Consider the following 16,308-nt stretch of genomic DNA (forward strand, 5'->3'; position numbering starts at 1 on the left):
CCCCGACCTCGCCGCCCGGCTCGACACCCTCGCACCCCCCTGAACCCACCCGCTGTCCGGCCATCGCCCGGCTCCGCGGCCGGCGAGGCTTCGAGAGGGGGAAGGACCCGGCTCCCTCGACCTGCCGGTGATCTCGTCGACGTAGAGCAGGAAGTGCAGTCTCGTGCGGCTCGTGATGCGCCAGCCCAGCACCCGCCGGAAGTTCACCTCGCACGCGAGGGAATCCCGACTGCCGCGCAGCCTGCGCCAGGGGGCGTCGGCCCCGCAGCACGAGCTGCGACAGCGGCGGTGACGGGACAGGCGACACCACGCTGCGAGGGGAGCAACGCGTGACAGCCGCCGCCTCTCCGACAGAAGCTGGGGGCCCAGAGGCCAGGCGGCGAAGCCGACGTACTCGTACTGGCCCCACTGCGATCCGAGGTCGACGACCTGGTCCATCCAGGCGTCATCCAGCTCTTGGTCGTCGCCCGCCGCCCACCGTCCCGCCCCACCTGCCCCTGTCTCAGCCTCACGGTTACCGACGGCCTGCCCTGCACGCCGCACCATGACGCACCTGTGGCCCTGGCCGGATCCGGCCAGGGCCACAGGTGGTCTGCTGCACGGTCAGGAGTTGAGGTCCAGTACGCGGACCGGCTCCCCTGCCCACCGGGTCGGTGCGGTGGTGGCGACGATCGCGCCGTCGGGACGATCCGGGGTGGGCTGCGCCGCGTACTGGCTGTGCGCCGCGGCCCACGTCCTGTGCCGCGCGACGGCCAGGGCGGCAGCCAGGTCCAGATCGAGGACAGTGATGCCCGGCAGGGAAGCCAGATGCTCCGCTGTGCCGGGCCGGGCGCGATCGGCTTCGACTAACGCGCACGCCGGGGCGTACAGGAACCAGCCTGATTCGGCATGCGCGCGGTGGATGAGTCGGGAGGCGAGGACGTTGCCCTGGCCGGCTGCGGCCATCGCGGTGTCGTCCAGGACGATGTGCATGGCGTCGCTCACTGGCCGGTCACCTGGGCCAGGCGCCGGTCCAGCTCGCTGTCCAGGTCCTGCTCTTCGGCAGAGGTCGGGGCGTAGCCGTTCCACTCCTTCAGCGCGGCCAGGGCCTTCTCCGCGCGTTCGGCACGTTCACCCGGAGTCAGCAGCGTCTCAGCGAGACGGGCGAGATATGCGCGCAGCGACAGCCCCTCAGCGGCCGCGATAGCGGCCAGTCGGGCCTTGGCTTCCTCGGGGATACGGACGTTGGCATCGGACATCGACGTACTCCTCTCCATGCCGCCAGGGTACGGGTACGTACCCGTACCCTGGCGGCATATTTCAGCATGATCTAGCGCGGAACCCCGGGTGTTCACACCCGGGAGGAAGCGCTTCTTGACACTGCTCTGACCCGCACGGGCGCACGGGTCTGCATTATTGACGTCAGCCGGGACGTTTCTGGTTTTGCGGGGCGTGAGTCACGCGTCCCTGCCACCCCATAACGGGGTGTCTGGACGGAGGAGTCCACCCCAGCAGCCAGTTGGGCACTACCTCCCAGCCCGGACCCTTAGGACCGGGTCAAGTTGGCCAAAGTCGTTCCACCAAGGCGATCTGATCAACCGGCATGGAGGCCGGGAAGCCGCCCATCGGGCTTGCCGGTCGCCGCCGGACAGCCCTTGTGCAGCTACCGGCTCCCGCTGTCCGTCGACCGCAGGCACAGAGGCCCGCGGCTCCCTGCCGAACCGCGGAATCTCACGCCCGTCCCGCAGAAACGGGCCTGCTCGCCGCGTGCCCCCACCGAGGCGGATCACACCGGCTGAACCACACGCGGCGCACACGAGTGGCGTCGAACCCGTCGACGGCCGGAGAGCCACGTCTTCCTGCCCGGCCGGGGCCGGGGACCTCGGTCACACGATGTCGAGGACCTCTCTCACCGGGCGACGGGGGGTAGCCGGGCCCCGGGGGCCATAGCCGAGTCGCAGCACCATCTGCACGTGGCCCGTGCCCCATCCCGGGTCGCGGGCCAGCAGGCGCAGCTCGCGGTCTTCCAGGGCATGGGAGGTCAGGGAGGTGGCCAGGTCGGCCAGGGTGGCCTCCAGCAGAACCCGTTCTAGGTGACTGGTGTTAAGTGAGGCTTCCCGGGCATGCCGGTTCGCTGTGGAGGGCGTCGGATCGTTGTCGCCTGATGCGGGATCGGGTGTTCGGCGGGCGGCCCGGACGCGGTGTTGGGGCCGTGCGGGGGCGTTGTGCGGTGGTGAGCCGTTCGTGTCCGCCTGTGCCCCCTTCCGTGGTGGTCAGCCGGCGGTGATCGTCCAGTTTCCACCGGCTGTGGACATGATTCCGAGCACGCCGAGCCGGGCGATGTTGGCGGCGGCGGCGAGCAGGGAGAAATCGGCGCCGACTTTTACCCGCCCGCGCACGCGGGCCCGGCGTCCGCCGTGCCGTCGCCGCATCAGGTGGGCGATCTTGCGTTCGACCTTGGGCCGGGTGGCCCGGTAGGCGGCCAGCCAGACAGGGTCGGCGCTGTGCGCGCGGCCCTGGGCCAGGTGTTCCTCGTGCGGGCCGATGCTGATCACTCGGCCGTCCCTGGCCGTGGTGCACTGGGCCGAAAGCGGGCAGGTGGCGCAGCCGGCCCCGAAGCGGGCCGCCCCGCCGCCGTCACGGTGCGGGCGGATCGGGGTGGTCACCTGGTTCGGGCAGGTGACCTGCCCCGCTGCCAGGTCGATGACGAAAGCGTCCTTGGAGAACCGCCCGCCCGGCGCGTTGGCCGCCTGCACCTTGACCATCACCTTGACGTCGGCCCGGGCCAGTTCGGCCAGCAGCGGCCCGGTCCCGTAGGCGGCGTCACCGTAGACCTCGGCCTGCTCGGCCTGCTCGGCCTGCTCGGCCTGCTCGGCCGGGGTGGCCGGGGTGGCCGGGTGAAGGACGTCGGCAAGCAGCTCGGCGGCGGGTTCGGCGTCGCCGACGTTGCCCGCGGTGACGGCGGTCGCGGTGACGATCTCGCTGTCGGGGTCTTCGGCGGCGTGGCCCTTGTAGCCGTCGAAGGAGCGGTTGACGGTCTTGTGTCCGTGCCGGGCCTCGGGATCGACCGTGGAGATCACCCGGTCGCGGGCCACCTTGCGGGCGATCTTGAAGACGTTCCCGTCCTGTTCCAGGTCCTGGCCCAGCACCGTGGCCAGCAGCCGCGCGGCCTGGTCCGTCTCCTGCCCCAGCACCCGGCCCTCCAGCACGGCCAGCAGCGCGTACCCGTCACGGGCCCGCGAGTCGACCAGAGCCTCTCGCTCGGCCGGATCCGTCCAGTCGATGGCCGGCTTGCCCGCGCTGGTGTAGGTGTCCTCGCTGGAGATCACCGCCCGCAGCTGGGCCCGCAGCACGTGGTCGGCCGCCCGCAGCAGGCCGCGGACGGCCGAACGGATCAGCGTGATGGTGTCCTGCGTGGCCACCGCGTCGTAGATCGGTGCCGAGTCCAGCACCCGCCTGCGGCCGACCAGCCCCGCCTGCGCGGCCACTTCCACCGTCCGCTCGAAGATCCGGTCCGGGCGGGCCGAAGCGGCCAGCCGCGCCCGCATGTCCACCAACACGGTGTGCACGAACCCCGGATGATCGAAGTCCAGCCCGCCGGCGGCGTACTTCCAGCGCACGTCGAACGCGAACCGCTCGACCGCTTCACGATCGGACAAGCCCTCCAGACGCTGCAGGACCATCACGACCGCCACGATCATCGGCGGTACCGACCTGCGGCCGTCCTCGGCGAACAGATCGGCGAACATCTCATCGGGGAACAACGCCCGGCACTCACGGTGCAGCACCGTGTAGATCGAGTTCGGCGCCAGCCGACCCTCGCAGAAACCCGCCGTGGAGGAGAGCAACCCCGGCTGCATCGGAGTCCGGCCCACTGCCATCGCTCAACCTCTCCCCACACCCAGCGACCAACACCCGGAAGCCTGGCACATGCAGAAGACCCAACGCGAGCCCCAACGATTAACACCAGTCACCTAGGGCCTGTCCGGCGCGCAGCCAGTCGGCGGGTGTGTCACCGGGGGTGCTCAGCAGGGCCAGGTGCGGGGTGTGCTCGAAGGCGGTACTGCCGCGGTCGGCAACCGGCCGGCGTCCGGCGAAGTCCCGTACAGGAGCCTTGCCGTCCCGTTTGCGCGGGCCGAAGGCGTACTCGGGGACGCCGTCGACGGCGGTGTCCCCCTCCGCCCCGAGCCGGGTCCAGCGGATGAGGTCCGCGCGGGCGCCGGAGTCCATGGCGTCGCGGCTCTCCGCATCGCGGACCAGGTCGAGCACGGTCTCGGCGTGCCAGGGGCCGGGGAAGAGGAGGACGGCCGACTCGCGCGCCGCCGCATCCTGCAAGGCGGTCTGGACGTCCTCCGGGATGTCCTTCTCGGCGAAGGGATGGCGGCTGGTGTGCCGCTGCCGGATCGCCTCATGCAGTCGCGCCAGGTCGTCCTGCAGCAAGCGTCGCTCACCCGGGTCGGCCAGGTGGACGGCCGCGAGCAGCAGTGAATCCTGTGGCTCGGGCAGCAGCCGGATGTCTGGGACGAGGTCCGTGTGCGCGGCGGCGACGCGCAGGTTGAACAGCGCCGCCCCGCAGCCGATGTGCAGCGCCCGGTTGCCGGGATCGGACCGGGGCATGGCCCGCGCGAGGTCGGCGCGCAGCAGCAGGAGACGCTCGTCGGCGACGTACTGGAAACGCCAAGGCTGCGCGTTGTGCATGGACGGAGCCGCCGTGGCCTCGGCCACGAGCGTGGTCACCGTCTTCTCGTCGAGTTCGCGCGAAGACATGGAATCCTCCTGTCCTGCCCCGCCGTGACGCGGGCCCCACCAGGTACCGCATCAGCGGACTGGACTGCGGGCCGGCACCACGGCCACAACGGCCTCCGGCCCGCACCCGACGGGCCGATTCCAGTGTCTGCCCGGCGGCACCGCCGAGCACCCGGAATCCGCACACCGACGCGGCCATGGCGGAACAAGATGCGCAAAGGCCTCAATGTTGCCCAGAGGGGGCCGATCGCCTCTCTCGCCTCTCTCGCCTCTCTCGCCTCTGTACCCACAAACCGATGATGGAGTCAGGCGCGGACGCCGGGATCGACAATCCGCGAGGGGCTCCCCCGTACCCTGCTCCTACTCCGCTCCCCGCACCTGCCCACCACGCCGTAGCACTGGACGGGCCAACACATCCGCTTGGCCGGGCGACGACAAGGGAAGGTCCGGTCGTCATGCTGGCCGAGTACTGGCCCCCAGCCCCCTGCGTCGGATCGGCGTCAAACGGCTCACAACTTGGCTGGAGCACCACAAGGTCCACAGCGCAAGCACCGTTGCGTCCAAGGCGGTTGGGCCGTCCAGTCCCCTCTGTCCCTCATGACCCACCTTCAGGGTCTTCCATGAGCACCCGGCGATCCACTGCACGATCGCGTACACCGACGTACTGCCGGCCAGCGCCGCCCCGACCACCGTCGGCAACCGATGCCGTCCAGACTTGCGGAACCTTCCGGCCGGGGCCCACCAAGGAAGCAACCTCGTATCAGGAGTTGCCAGGTTCCGGTCGTGTGGGTTCGGGGGCACGGGCACGCAGCGCCAGGGCGGCCCGCTCACAGGCCCGGGCGACCTGTTCACGGAAGGGGGCCGGAGACGCGTGGGGCGGCCCCGGCCCGGCCGGCCCGGCCGCTCAGGTGACGGAGAAGTCCTCGAAGCCGGCGATCCCGCGGGTGCCGGTCCAGCCGTTGGCCGCCGTCATGAAGACGCCGATGTCCTGGGTGCCGGCAGCGCCGCCCGGTGTGGCGGTTCCGACCTTGGTCCAGGAGACGCCGTCGCGGCTGCACTCACCGGTGTACGCGTCGCCGGAGCGCGTCAGTCGCAGGTGCACCGGGGCGGCCAGGGAACCGGTCAACTCGATGGAGTCGAACTGGCCGTTGCCGTCGGAGTCCCAGGACAGCGCGCAGCCGTTGGACGGAGTCACCGCCAGGTTCACGTAGCCGGCCGAGCCGTTGCCGCTCTCGGAGAGGTCGTTGCGGACGATCAGCCCGGCGCGGGCCCAGCCGCCGGTGGTGTCCTGCGAGGTGACCTGGACGGTGGCGGTCGAGGAGGCCCCGAAGGCGGCGGGGCGGTAGACCGTGCCGAACTCGTTGGTGCCGCCCCACAGGTCGGCGCCCGCGCCCTCGATGGCGATCGCGTCGCCGGTCTGGCCGAAGACCGCGTCGTTGGAGGAGGCGCTCCGGTAGGGGTCGACCACCCCGGTGCCCGCCATCAGCCGGACCGTCGCCGAGGCCGAGCCCCGCGCGGCGCCGGTCCGGTAGGACGCGCCCACCGGCACCCGGGAGACCAGCGCGCCGGCAGCCTTGGTGAGGGTGACCCGGAAATTCGCCGAGAAGGTCTCGCCCGGGGCGACCGACGCCGCGGTGGTGGCTCCGGCCGGCTCGGCGGTCATCCCTTCCGGCGCTTCGACGGACAGCGTCACGTCCGTCGCCGGCCCGAAGCCGTTTCGGTTGGTGAACGACACGGTCACCGTCACCGGGTGGCCCTCCGCCACCGCGCCCCGGTCGGCGGACCCGGTCAGCGCCACCTGGTCGGGATCGGCCACCAGGGTGTCACGCACCTTCCGGGCCAGCTTGTGGATGTCGCCCGACGTCTGCACCGGGTAGCTGTCGTGCTGGTGCGCCCAGCGGTCCTCCAGCGCGAACCAGTCGATCTCGGCCGGCTCCCGGCCGGCCGCGAGCGCGGCGGACAACTCGCCGAAGTATGTCTTCCAGCGCGTGTGGTACAGGCCGCCGACCAGCCCCGCCCATTCCCGGTTCGCGTAGTCGTGCAGCCCTTCCTCGCTGCTCTCCCGGCCGCCCCAGGTGGTGATGATCGACCGTGCGTCGTACTCCAGCTGGTCCTTCTCGGCCCTGGTGGCGCCCCAGGACCGGGCGTCGGCCAGCCACCGTCCGAGCAGGTGCTGCGGGGACGTGGCCAGCACCTTGTCCATCAGCTTCATCCAGCTGAGCCAGGTCTTGGTGAGCCGGTCGAAGCCGGCGCGGTCCCCGGCCTCGTACGCCGACTTGATCCGGGGCAGCAGCACGCGGCTGCGGTTGGACAGCACCTGACGGGTCACGTCGGCGAGGTCGTAGGCGTAGGCGGAGCTGTCGCGCAGCCGCGGCGCGACCTGGAGCAGTTCGGTGAGGGCCGCGTCGAAGACCGTGGTGTCGTAGCGGTCGGCCTCCGGGCCCCAGGCGGCGGCCTTGTTGGCGCCCAGACTCGGCCGGGCCCCGAACAGTCCGTCGGGCGCCTCGCTCCACGCATCCTTGCGGGTCATGTTGTACGCGGTGTCGCGGATCGTCTTCCAGGCCGCGATGGCGTGCGGGTCCTCGCCTCCGTACCGGGACACGGCGTACGCGGCGAACCAGTCGTCGAGGTCGATGGTGCCGGGTGTCCACGCCAGGTCGGTGAGGAGCGCGAGCGCGGGCGCGTTGTTGTCGGCGGCCTCCGGCATCGCCGCGATCCCGGCGAGCGCGCTGCCTTCCTTGTCACGCCACTTGGGGTACTGCTCCACCCAGTCCGGGGCGTTGGCGCCCATCGGGGTGTGGCCGCCGAAATTCCAGATGCTGCCGAAGGCGTACGGGGTGCCGCCCCAGTCGCTCTCCCGGTCCGTGACGGTGGTGTAGCGGTCGGACAGGCCGTCCACGATGAGCATCCGGGACTTGTCGACGCCGTCGAGCAGCGCCGTGGACGGGTTGGACTGCCAGCCCAGGATGGCCCAGATCGCGCCCGGGTGGGCGTTCCGGAGCGCCCCTTCGACGGCTGCCGCGGCTTCGTCCACCGGAACTTCACCGGGGTTGCCGCCCTCGTGCAGCAGGTCCATCTTGTACATCGTGCTGTCGCCGAACCGCTCCGACTGGGCCCGGTAGAAGGCGGCGGACACCTCGTCGAAGGCCGTGGTGCGCGGGTCGAGCCAGTCGGGTCGTTTGAAGGCGCCCCAGGAGCCCTGGGGGACCACGGCCGCGTCCCCGCCGTGTCTGTCGACGAAGTCGTCCGGCACGGTGCCGAAGTAGCCGGGCAGCACCGGTGTCATGCCCAGTTCGCGCACCCGGTCGGTGATCTTCCGGGCGAGATCGGCGCGCCTCTCGATGAGCCGCCTGGACACCGGACCGCCGAACCCCGACATGTTCTGCAGCAGCCACCACGGCTGATGGGCCGGTGCCGGAATCCACGCCCGCATCTCGGCGTCGGAGTAGCCGAACTGCCGGAAGGTGTCGTAGTAGACGGCGTCGCCGCCGGTGTAGACCAGCACCCTGTTGATGCCGTGCAGCGCGAGGACGTCCAGCTCGCGCTCCCACGCGTCCCAGTCCCGGTAGGGGCCGGTGTAGCCGTCGTTGGTGTCGTTGAGGGCGAACCGGTGCGGCACGTTCGCCGATCCGGCGATCTCCCCGTCAGGGGCGGGCAGCAGCCTGGGGAGGTTCAGCTGTTCGCCGTTCCAGGAGATGTCGGCCTTCGCCGCCCGCGCGAGATAGGTGTTGAGGCCGGTGAGCAGCACCGCCGGGCTGGTGCCCTCCACGGTGATCGCCCCGGCCCGGCCGGTGACCTTGAACCGGTCGGCGCTGCCGGAGTCCAGCGCGCGCAGCGTCACCTGCCGGTGGTGGTCGGGCAGCAGTCGTCGCAGCGCGACCGATGCGGGGGTCGTGTTGAACGGCTTCGCGACCGTGTCCGCAGCCGCCGGAGCGGCGTGGGCACGTGGCGGCGGCGTCAGCAGCACCACTCCGCCGAACGCGGCCGCTCCGGTCAGCAGGCGTCTGCGGCTGAGCGGGTGATTGCCTGTCATGAACGTCCTCTCAAGACTTTTCGGATCTTCCGAGCCGTGGTGCGATGCCGCGGCTCGGATCAGGCGACGGTCAACGCGAAGATGTGCAGAGCGGGCACGCCACTCGTCAGGCCGTCGCTGACCTTCGGCAGCACGACGGAGTGCAGTTCCTTGTCCTCCAGCTCGACGCCGAAGGTGTAGAGGCTGACGGGGTTCCTGTCCTGGCCCGAGGGGGTGTTGCGGTAGGGCAGTACCACCGCGGCCGCGGGGTTCGCCGAGTACCAGTCGGGGACCTCGACGGAGAAGGCCTGCTCCGTACCGTCCGCGTACACGACCTTCCCGGGCCCCTTGCCGTCGCCCCAGGTGGAGGTGCCGAGGAAGGCCAGCCGCGACCCGGTGCCCGACAGCCGTACGGTCTGCCCGGAGGACACCACGTTGTCCTTGGCCCCGGGCTCGGTGTCCGGCCAGGTGAAGGCCGTCCCGCCGTACGTGACCGAGGCCCCGGGAGTCAGTCCGGCCGATGCCAGCGCCTGGGCGGACAGGCTGGAACGTGAGGCGTCGATGTCGGCGGTGGTGGTGGCGTCGTCGGAGGAGATGCCGGCGTTGTCGAAGGCACCGGCCAGCGACCTGTACGGCAGTTTCAGCGACGAGGTCGCGCGGGTGCAGTCGGATCCGTCCTCGTGCACGTCGAAGAGCACGTGCGCGATGCAGGGGACCACTCCCTCGGCGTCGTCGGGGAGCCGGGTCTTCCAGGTGCGGGTCACCGACTTGCCGGGCTCCACCTTGCCGAGGACGGCGGCCGCCTGGTCGGCGCCGTCCACGGAGAGATACAGCACCGTGCCGCGCAGCACGATCCGCGTGGTGTTGGTGAGCCTGGCCGTCAGTGTCACCGCCTGACCGGGCTCAGGGGCGGACGGCTCGACGGTGATCGAGACGGGCGGGGTGAGGAAGTCCTCGTCGGAGCGGTAGGGACTCATGCTTCCTCCACCGAGAAGTGGTCGAAGACCGCCTGGACGGTCGTGCCGGGGTAGTTGACGTTGACCGCGCTCGCGACGACGCCGGCGTCCATGGCGCCGCTCGCGGAGGGGACGTCCACGCTCGCGGTCTCGGTCCAGGAAAGGCCGTTGTTGGTGCTGGAGAACGCGGTGAAAGTGGTGCCCTCGCGGACCAGGCGCAGCCAGGCGGGGTGGGTGGAACCGCCGCCACCGGCCCAGGTGTCGAGCCGTCCGTCGCCGTCACTGTCGGTCATGAACTCCAGGCCGAACGACTTCGACATGGTGAGTACGGCGTAGCCGCCCTTCTCCGGCGAGGTGAGGTCGCCCGCGACCGCGATGCCGTACTTGGCGGTGGGATTGTCGCTCCCGGTCAGGCTGACCGTCTTGACCTGCACCACGCTCGACTCGGCGGCGGATCCGGGAAGGAGGATGCCCCCCTTCTCGTCGGTGCCGCCGGAGAAGTCGCGGCCGCCCGCCCAGATCACCAACTGGCTGCCGTACTGGCCGAACTCGGCTTCGTCGGTGGTGGCGAACGTCCGGTACGGGTCCCGCACCTCATTGGGCTCGTAGGGCACGGTGAACGTCTTCGCGGACCGCGCGCAGTCGCTGCTGTGCCCGTCGACGTCGAAGACCACGTGCGCGGTGAACGACACGTTCCCGGCCACTCCGGCCGGCATCGCCGTCTCCCAGCGCCGGGTCGTCCTCGCGCCGCGCCGCAGGTCGCCGAGCGGGATGGTCTTCGCCGCCGTGGTCGCGCCGGGGTCGATCAGGTGGAGCACGGCGTTGCGGAGCGGGAAGGGGCCGTCGTTGGTGAGGACCGCGGTGGCGGTGACCGTGTCTCCGCCGGCCGGCTCGGCCGGCTCCGTGGTGACGGTGAGCGTGGGCCCCAGGGTGTCGAACCGGGTACCGCTACGGATTCCCATGCCGCTCACCGGGCCCAGTCGACGGTGAAGACGTTGGCGATGTCGCTGGGCAGGGAGGACGGGACGGTGATGTTGATCTTTCCGTCACCGCGGGTCCACCTCAGACTGCCGCTCGTGCCGAGCAGCCGGATCCGGGAAGTGGCACTGATGGGGATGTCGCCAGGCACCGAGAGGGTGCCGCTGGGCGCGCCCAGCACCATGATGTTGAACTTGCCCGGGGAGACGGTGTAGCGGATACCGGGTGAGCCGCCCTCCTCCTCCGCCCGCACCCAGGGCGTCGACCCGTAGATCGCCGGGCCGTTGACCTTCAGCCAGGCGCCGATGTCCCGCAGCCGCTCCTGCATGATCTCGGGGATCGTGCCGTCCGGCCTGGGACCGATGTTGAGCAGCAGGTTGCCGTTCTTGCTGACCACGTCGGCGAGCAGCCGGATCAGGAACTCGGAGGTCTTGTAGTCCTCGTCCGGCTCGTGCTTGTTGTAGCCCCAGGAGTAGCCCATCGTCATGCAGCACTCCCACTTCTGCGGATCCATCGTGGGGTTGGTGCGCTGCTCGTACGTCGCGAAGTCGAAGTGGGTGTCGAACCGGTCGTTGATCACCACGCCCTTGGGGCGCTTACGGTTCTTGGCCTGGTTGTAGTAGTGGGCCAGGGGTTCTTCGCTGCGCCACGGCGGTTCGCCGGTGGGCCGGAACCACTGTCCGTCCGCCCACAGCAGCTCCGGGTCGTAGCGGTCGATGATCTCGTACAGCTGCTTGAGTTCGTAGTCGCCCACGTAGTCCTCGACCGGCCTGTAGCCGGTCATCGGGATTTCCTGGTCGGTGTAGAAGTTGCGCATCGGCCGGCCGATCGCCGGGTTGAAGTACTCGCCGAGCGAGTAGTACAGGCCCGGGCGCACGGTGCCGCGCTTGCGGGCCGCGGTCATCAACTCACCGACGAGGTCGCGCTTCGGGCCGTACGCCACGGAGTGACGGTCCGTCACCTTGCTGGGGTAGAGGGCGAATCCGTCGTGGTGCTTGCTGGTCAGCGCGAAGTACTCGGCTCCCGCCTGCTCGAACAGCTTCACCCAGGCGTCGGGATCGTACTTCTCGGCCGTGAACTGCGGGATGAGGTCGTCGTAGGTGACGTCCTCGCCGTAGGTGTCGCGGTGGTACTTCCACTCGGCGGAGTCCTTGGTGCTCTGGTACCAGAGGTACCACTCGGAGGCGCTTCTCGGCGTCGCGCCGCCGATCACCGAGTAGACGCCCCAGTGGACGAAGATGCCGAACTTGGCGTCCTTGTACCAGCGCGGCACAGGATGGGTGTCGAGGGACGCCTTGGTGGGCTGGTAGTCGGGAATGCCCGGGGTCCCGGACACAGTGCCCTGCGCGAGGGCCTGGGCTGTCCCGGGCGGGGCGAGGAGCACGGCGCCGCCGAGGGCGGCCGCGGTGGTCATGAAGTGTCGGCGGTCGACTGTCATGAACGTCGTTGCCTCTCAGTCGTGGATGGAGAAGGAGTCGAAGAGTGCGGTCGTGCTCTGGCCGGGGTGGTTGAGGTTGACGGCGCTCGCGACCAGCCCGGCGTCGCCGCTGCCGCTCGCGGAGGGCACGGTGGCGGTGGCGACCTGCTGCCAGGCGGTGCCCTCGGAACTGGCGTACGCGGTGTAGACGGTGCCGTCGCGGACGAGCTTCAGCCAGGCCGGGTGGTACGAACTGCCGCCCCCGGCCCAGGTGTCGAGCTTTCCGTCGCCGTCGCTGTCGGTCAGGAACTCCAGGCCTAACTGCGCGGACATGGTGAGCACCGCGTAACCGCCCGTCTCCGGCGCGGTGAGGTCGTTGGCGACGGCGATCCCCGCCTTGGCGGACGGGCCGCTGCCGGTCTGAGCGACGACCCGGGCGGTCACGGTGCCGGACGGCCCGGCGGCGTCGGCGAGGTAGACCGCCGCCTTCTCGTCCTTCCAGCCGGACAGGTCCTGGCCGCCCGCCCAGATGGCGAACTGGCCGCCGTTCTGCGCGTACTGGGGTTGCTCGGTGGTGGTGGCGGTCGTCAGGTACGGCGCCCGCACCTCGGAGGGAGTGGGGGTCACCGTGGCGTCCACGCTGTCGGAGTCGTGCCGTGCACGGCCGTCCTGGACGAAGGACGTGCGTACGCCGATCTCGTGGGTGCCCCAGGCCGCGTCGGCCGCGGGGGTCACCGTCCAGGTGACGGTGACGCTGTCGCCCGGGGCCAGGAAGCGGATCCGTGCGCTGCCGGCCGGTTCGGCGGACCAGCCGTCGGGGAGATCGAGGCGGGTGCCGACCTGGGTGACCTTTGTGGGACCGGTGTTGGTGACGGTCGACGTGATCTCCGTGCCCTCGCCGCCGGCTTGCAGGGTCGGCCGGTACGGGGTCAGCCGGACGCGGGCCGAGGGGCAGTCGCGTGCCGCCCCGAGGGTGGTGAGGTCGACGGCGTCGGCGAAGGCCTTCATGCCGGTGTCGTTGGGGTGCAGATGGTCACCGGAGTCGAACGCGGCGGCGTAGCGCGTGGGATCGTCGGGATCCCGTATCGCCTTGTCGAAGTCGGCGTAGTCGTCGAAGACGCCGCCCGAGTCGCGCACGAACGCGTTGACCTTCTGCCGGTGTGCCTCCTTGGCCTCGGTCCACCAGTCGCCCCAGCCGCGGTACGGGACGACGGTCGCGCCGATCAGACGCAGCCCGCGGGCGTGGACACGGCGCGCGATCTCCTTCATGCCGTCGATCACCTGGTCGCCGGTGGCGCCGCCCCAGCTGAGGTCGTTGACGCCCTCGAACAGGACCACCGACCGGGCGCCCGGCTGCGACAGCACGTCGCGTTCCAGCCGTTCCAGCGCCGACGGGTTGCCGTCGGTGCCGGCCGTGATCCGGTTGCCGCTGATGCCCTCGTTCAGCACTCCGGCGGTGGACGAACAGGCCGACAGGCGCCCCGCCAGATAGTCGGGCCAGCGCCGGTTGGCGTTCGCCGTGGAGGACGCCCCGTCGGTGATGGAGTCTCCGAGCGCCACCACGGCACCCGCCGTGTCGCCACCCCGTACGTCGACGCCGGTCAGGAACGGGAAGGTGGAGTCGGTCCGGGTGAAGGCGTCCCCGTCGGCGTCCGAGGCGTGGTCGCCGCCTCCGTCGGGCGTCCAGTAGACGGTCTGCAGGCCCATCCAGTGCTGGCTGATGTGGGTCAGCCGGCCGGGGAAGTACAGGCTGACGACCAGGTCTCTGCGGGCCGGCACGGGGACCCGGACCGCATCGCTCACCGCCTGTTCCCCGGCGGCGATCGTCACCTCGTCCTTGCCGCCGAACCGCAGCTCGCGCGGCTTCGCGACGCCCGAGCCGCCGTCACCGCGGCCTACGGTCGCGTGCCCGATCGTCACCGGCTCGGTGGTAAAGGCGTTGGTCAGGCGGATGCGTACGCTCGACCCACCGGCGCTCACCCGCACCGGTATCCGTACGGTCACCTCCGAGATGCCCGGGTCGTACGAGGCGTGCTGCGCGGTCACCCAAGTCCCTGTCCACTCCCCCGGCTTGGCCCCGGCCTCGGCCGGAGTCGCCGGGAGCAGGGACACCAGGACGGCCACCACGGTCGCGGTCAGGGCTGCGCATCTTCGGCGTCCACGCAGGTGTCCAGGTCGATCTCCACGTAGATGTCCAAGCACGGGTTCTCCTCAGGAACAGCCGCGGCCGAGGCCGAGCGTGGTCAGGTCGATGGAGTCGGCGAAGGCCTTCATCCCGGCGTCGTTGGGGTGGAGGTGGTCACCGGAGTCGTACGCCGCATCCAGCCGCCGCGGATCCGCCGGGTCCCGTACCGCCCGGTCGAAGTCGGCGTAGTCGTCGAACACCCCGCCGGAGTCCCGCACGAAGGCGTTGACCTGCTGCCGCCGGGCCTCCGTCTCCTCACTCCAGCCGCCCCAGGTGAAGTCTTTGTACGGCGTGATCGTGGCGCCGACGACCCGCATCCCGCGCTGATGCGCCCGGTCCGCGATCTCCGTCATCCCGGCGATGATCTGCTCGGAACTCGCCCCGCCGAGATCGTTGATGCCCTCGAAGAGGATCAGGGTCCTGGCCCCCGGTTGGGAGAGCACGTCCCGTTCGAGACGGTCGAGGGCCGAGGGGTTGGTCGCGGTCCCGGCGGTGATCCGGTTGCTGGTGATGCCCGCGTTGAGCACCCCGGCACCGGGCCGGCAGGCGTTGAGGCGGGCGGACAGCAGGTCGGGCCAGCGCTGATTGGTGTCGGCCGTCGAGAAGGACCCGTCGGTGATCGAGTCGCCGAGCGCCACGACCGACGGGGCTTTCGGCGCGGTCACATCGACGCCGCTGAGGAAAGGCCAGCTGGTGGTGGTCCAGGTGAAGGCGTCACCGGCGGTGTCGGCGGCGTGGTCGCCCGCCCCGTAGTCCGTCCAGTACACGGTCTGCTGCGCCCACCAGTGATCGGTGATGTGCGTGACCTGGCCGGGCAGATGGAGACTGACCACGAGGTCGGCCAGGGCCGGTACGGAGAGTCCGACCGGATCACTGACGGCCTGGCCGCCCGCCGGGACGGTGACCTCGCGTTTCCCGCCGAACCGCAGGTCGTACGGGCGCGCCACGGCGGAGCCGCCGTCGCGCAGGCCCACCGTCGCGTGCCCGATGGTCACCGGGTCGGTGGCGTAGGCGTTGGTCAGCCGGATGCGTACGGACGAACCGCCGACGCTGGTGTGCACCGGCATCCGTACCGTCACCTCGGACATCCCCGAGACGTCGTAGTGCTCGCTCGGCGCCGTCGCCCAGGTCCCCGTCCAGGCGCGCCGATCGTCCTGCTGACCACCGGCCTCGGCGGGTGCCATCGTCCCCGCCACGACGGCCACGACCGCCAGGAGCAAGGCCGCGAGTCTGCCGCGTATCGCATGCATGCGCCGCCCCCTACCGTTCCGCGCCGGTACGCGCGAGGGCCCGGTACGCCTTGGTGGCGCCCTCGGCCTTGAGGTTCACGAACGCCGGGGTCACGCCCAGCGGTGCCGCGTACCCCCTGAGCGTCACCGGACCGCGTACGACCTTGCCGTTGGTGACGTCGCGCCATGTACCTGCCGGCAGGAAGACATCCCGGGTGGTGCCTTCGTCGAGCTTCGGCGCGGCCAGGACGGCCGGGCCGAGCATCCACTCGTCAGTGACCGTGTAACTCGCTTCGTCCTTCGGGAAGTCGAAGAACAGCGGCCGCATGATCGGATCGCCGGTCTTCAGGGTGCTCTGCACCTGATCCCAGATGTACGGGGCCAGCCGCTCGTGCGTCGCGATGGCCGACCGGTAGAGGTCGACCGTTTCCCGGTCGTAGCCGACCCACTCGCCGGTTGTCGCGTCCCGTACACCGGTGGGCGAGGTGGAGGCGTACATCAGCGGCATCAGGGATGCCGCCTGCGCCCAGCGGGTCAGGACCTCCTTGGTGGGCGGCGGGTAGCTGAGCGAGCCGCCGATCATGTCGGTCTCGACGAACGGGTACCCGATCGTCGAGACCGCCAGGTTGGCCGAGACCGCGGCGCGCAGCCCAGCGAAGGTGGTCGGCTTGTCGGCCGTGCGGGTGGCGAATCCCTTGGCCTGCGCGGCGTTCCAGGCGACCCTTAGCCCAAGGCCGTGAAGTTACGGGTCTGGTGTGGTTGTCCATGGCGTCGTGATCTGCGGGTTCACCGGACGCGAGGAGCGG

10 protein-coding genes and 5 pseudogenes are annotated in these 16,308 nt (G+C 70.7%); 1 reads left to right on the forward strand and 14 read right to left on the reverse strand.

The window, feature by feature from the left end:
* Positions 1-375 precede the first annotated feature (375 nt).
* The 6 genes and pseudogenes from O3Q52_RS31130 to O3Q52_RS31155 form a co-directional block, all read right to left on the reverse strand.
* Positions 376-477, reverse strand: a pseudogene (locus tag O3Q52_RS31130) (transcriptional regulator); the annotation flags it as partial.
* A gap of 126 nt (positions 478-603) precedes the next feature.
* Positions 604-972 carry a hypothetical protein gene (locus O3Q52_RS31135; protein WP_269652038.1) on the reverse strand — a complete coding sequence of 123 codons (369 nt, stop codon included), beginning with the start codon at positions 970-972 and terminating at the stop codon, positions 604-606.
* Between the two features lie 8 nt (positions 973-980).
* Positions 981-1,238 carry a hypothetical protein gene (locus O3Q52_RS31140; RefSeq protein WP_269652030.1) on the reverse strand — a complete coding sequence of 86 codons (258 nt, stop codon included), beginning with the start codon at positions 1,236-1,238 and terminating at the stop codon, positions 981-983.
* Between the two features lie 627 nt (positions 1,239-1,865).
* A pseudogene (locus O3Q52_RS31145) lies at positions 1,866-2,072 on the reverse strand (nitroreductase); the annotation flags it as partial.
* 180 nt (positions 2,073-2,252) lie between these two features.
* On the reverse strand, positions 2,253-3,860 hold the full coding sequence (locus tag O3Q52_RS31150) for an IS1182 family transposase (protein ID WP_269652031.1): 1,608 nt from the start codon (positions 3,858-3,860) through the stop codon (positions 2,253-2,255).
* A gap of 94 nt (positions 3,861-3,954) precedes the next feature.
* Positions 3,955-4,746, reverse strand: a pseudogene (locus tag O3Q52_RS31155) (nitroreductase); the annotation flags it as partial.
* Between the two features lie 419 nt (positions 4,747-5,165).
* On the opposite strand from O3Q52_RS31155, the pseudogene O3Q52_RS31160 reads away from it, so the two are divergent.
* A pseudogene (locus O3Q52_RS31160) lies at positions 5,166-5,296 on the forward strand (IS110 family transposase); the annotation flags it as partial.
* A gap of 333 nt (positions 5,297-5,629) precedes the next feature.
* Here O3Q52_RS31160 and O3Q52_RS31165 read toward each other — a convergent pair.
* From O3Q52_RS31165 to O3Q52_RS54230, 8 genes and pseudogenes are all read right to left on the reverse strand, one after another.
* Positions 5,630-8,758, reverse strand: a complete 3,129-nt coding sequence (locus O3Q52_RS31165; RefSeq protein ID WP_269652032.1) for an alpha-N-acetylglucosaminidase TIM-barrel domain-containing protein — start codon at positions 8,756-8,758, stop codon at positions 5,630-5,632.
* Between the two features lie 59 nt (positions 8,759-8,817).
* The gene (locus O3Q52_RS31170) at positions 8,818-9,714 is read right to left on the reverse strand and encodes a beta-glucosidase (RefSeq protein ID WP_269652033.1); all 897 of its coding nucleotides are present in this window, start codon (positions 9,712-9,714) and stop codon (positions 8,818-8,820) included.
* Positions 9,711-10,655, reverse strand: coding sequence for a hypothetical protein (locus O3Q52_RS31175; RefSeq protein WP_269652034.1), 945 nt, complete (start codon positions 10,653-10,655; stop codon positions 9,711-9,713). The genes O3Q52_RS31170 and O3Q52_RS31175 overlap by 4 nt, the downstream gene beginning before the upstream one ends.
* A 5-nt stretch (positions 10,656-10,660) precedes the next feature.
* Complete coding sequence (locus O3Q52_RS31180) at positions 10,661-12,109, reverse strand: alpha-L-fucosidase (protein WP_269652035.1); 1,449 nt, start codon at positions 12,107-12,109, stop codon at positions 10,661-10,663.
* A 15-nt stretch (positions 12,110-12,124) separates the two neighbouring features.
* The gene (locus O3Q52_RS31185) at positions 12,125-14,212 is read right to left on the reverse strand and encodes a GDSL-type esterase/lipase family protein (RefSeq protein ID WP_269652036.1); all 2,088 of its coding nucleotides are present in this window, start codon (positions 14,210-14,212) and stop codon (positions 12,125-12,127) included.
* A gap of 87 nt (positions 14,213-14,299) precedes the next feature.
* Positions 14,300-15,523, reverse strand: coding sequence for an SGNH/GDSL hydrolase family protein (locus O3Q52_RS31190; protein WP_269652037.1), 1,224 nt, complete (start codon positions 15,521-15,523; stop codon positions 14,300-14,302).
* 10 nt (positions 15,524-15,533) lie between these two features.
* Positions 15,534-15,830: a hypothetical protein gene (locus O3Q52_RS54225; protein WP_332112963.1), complete on the reverse strand. Its 297-nt coding sequence runs from the start codon at positions 15,828-15,830 to the stop codon at positions 15,534-15,536.
* A gap of 48 nt (positions 15,831-15,878) precedes the next feature.
* A pseudogene (locus tag O3Q52_RS54230) lies at positions 15,879-16,196 on the reverse strand (TIM-barrel domain-containing protein); the annotation flags it as partial.
* Positions 16,197-16,308 lie beyond the last annotated feature (112 nt).

This window comes from Streptomyces sp. ActVer (assembly GCF_027270795.1).
In the GTDB taxonomy this organism is placed as follows: Bacteria; Actinomycetota; Actinomycetes; order Streptomycetales; family Streptomycetaceae; genus Streptomyces; species Streptomyces umbrinus_A.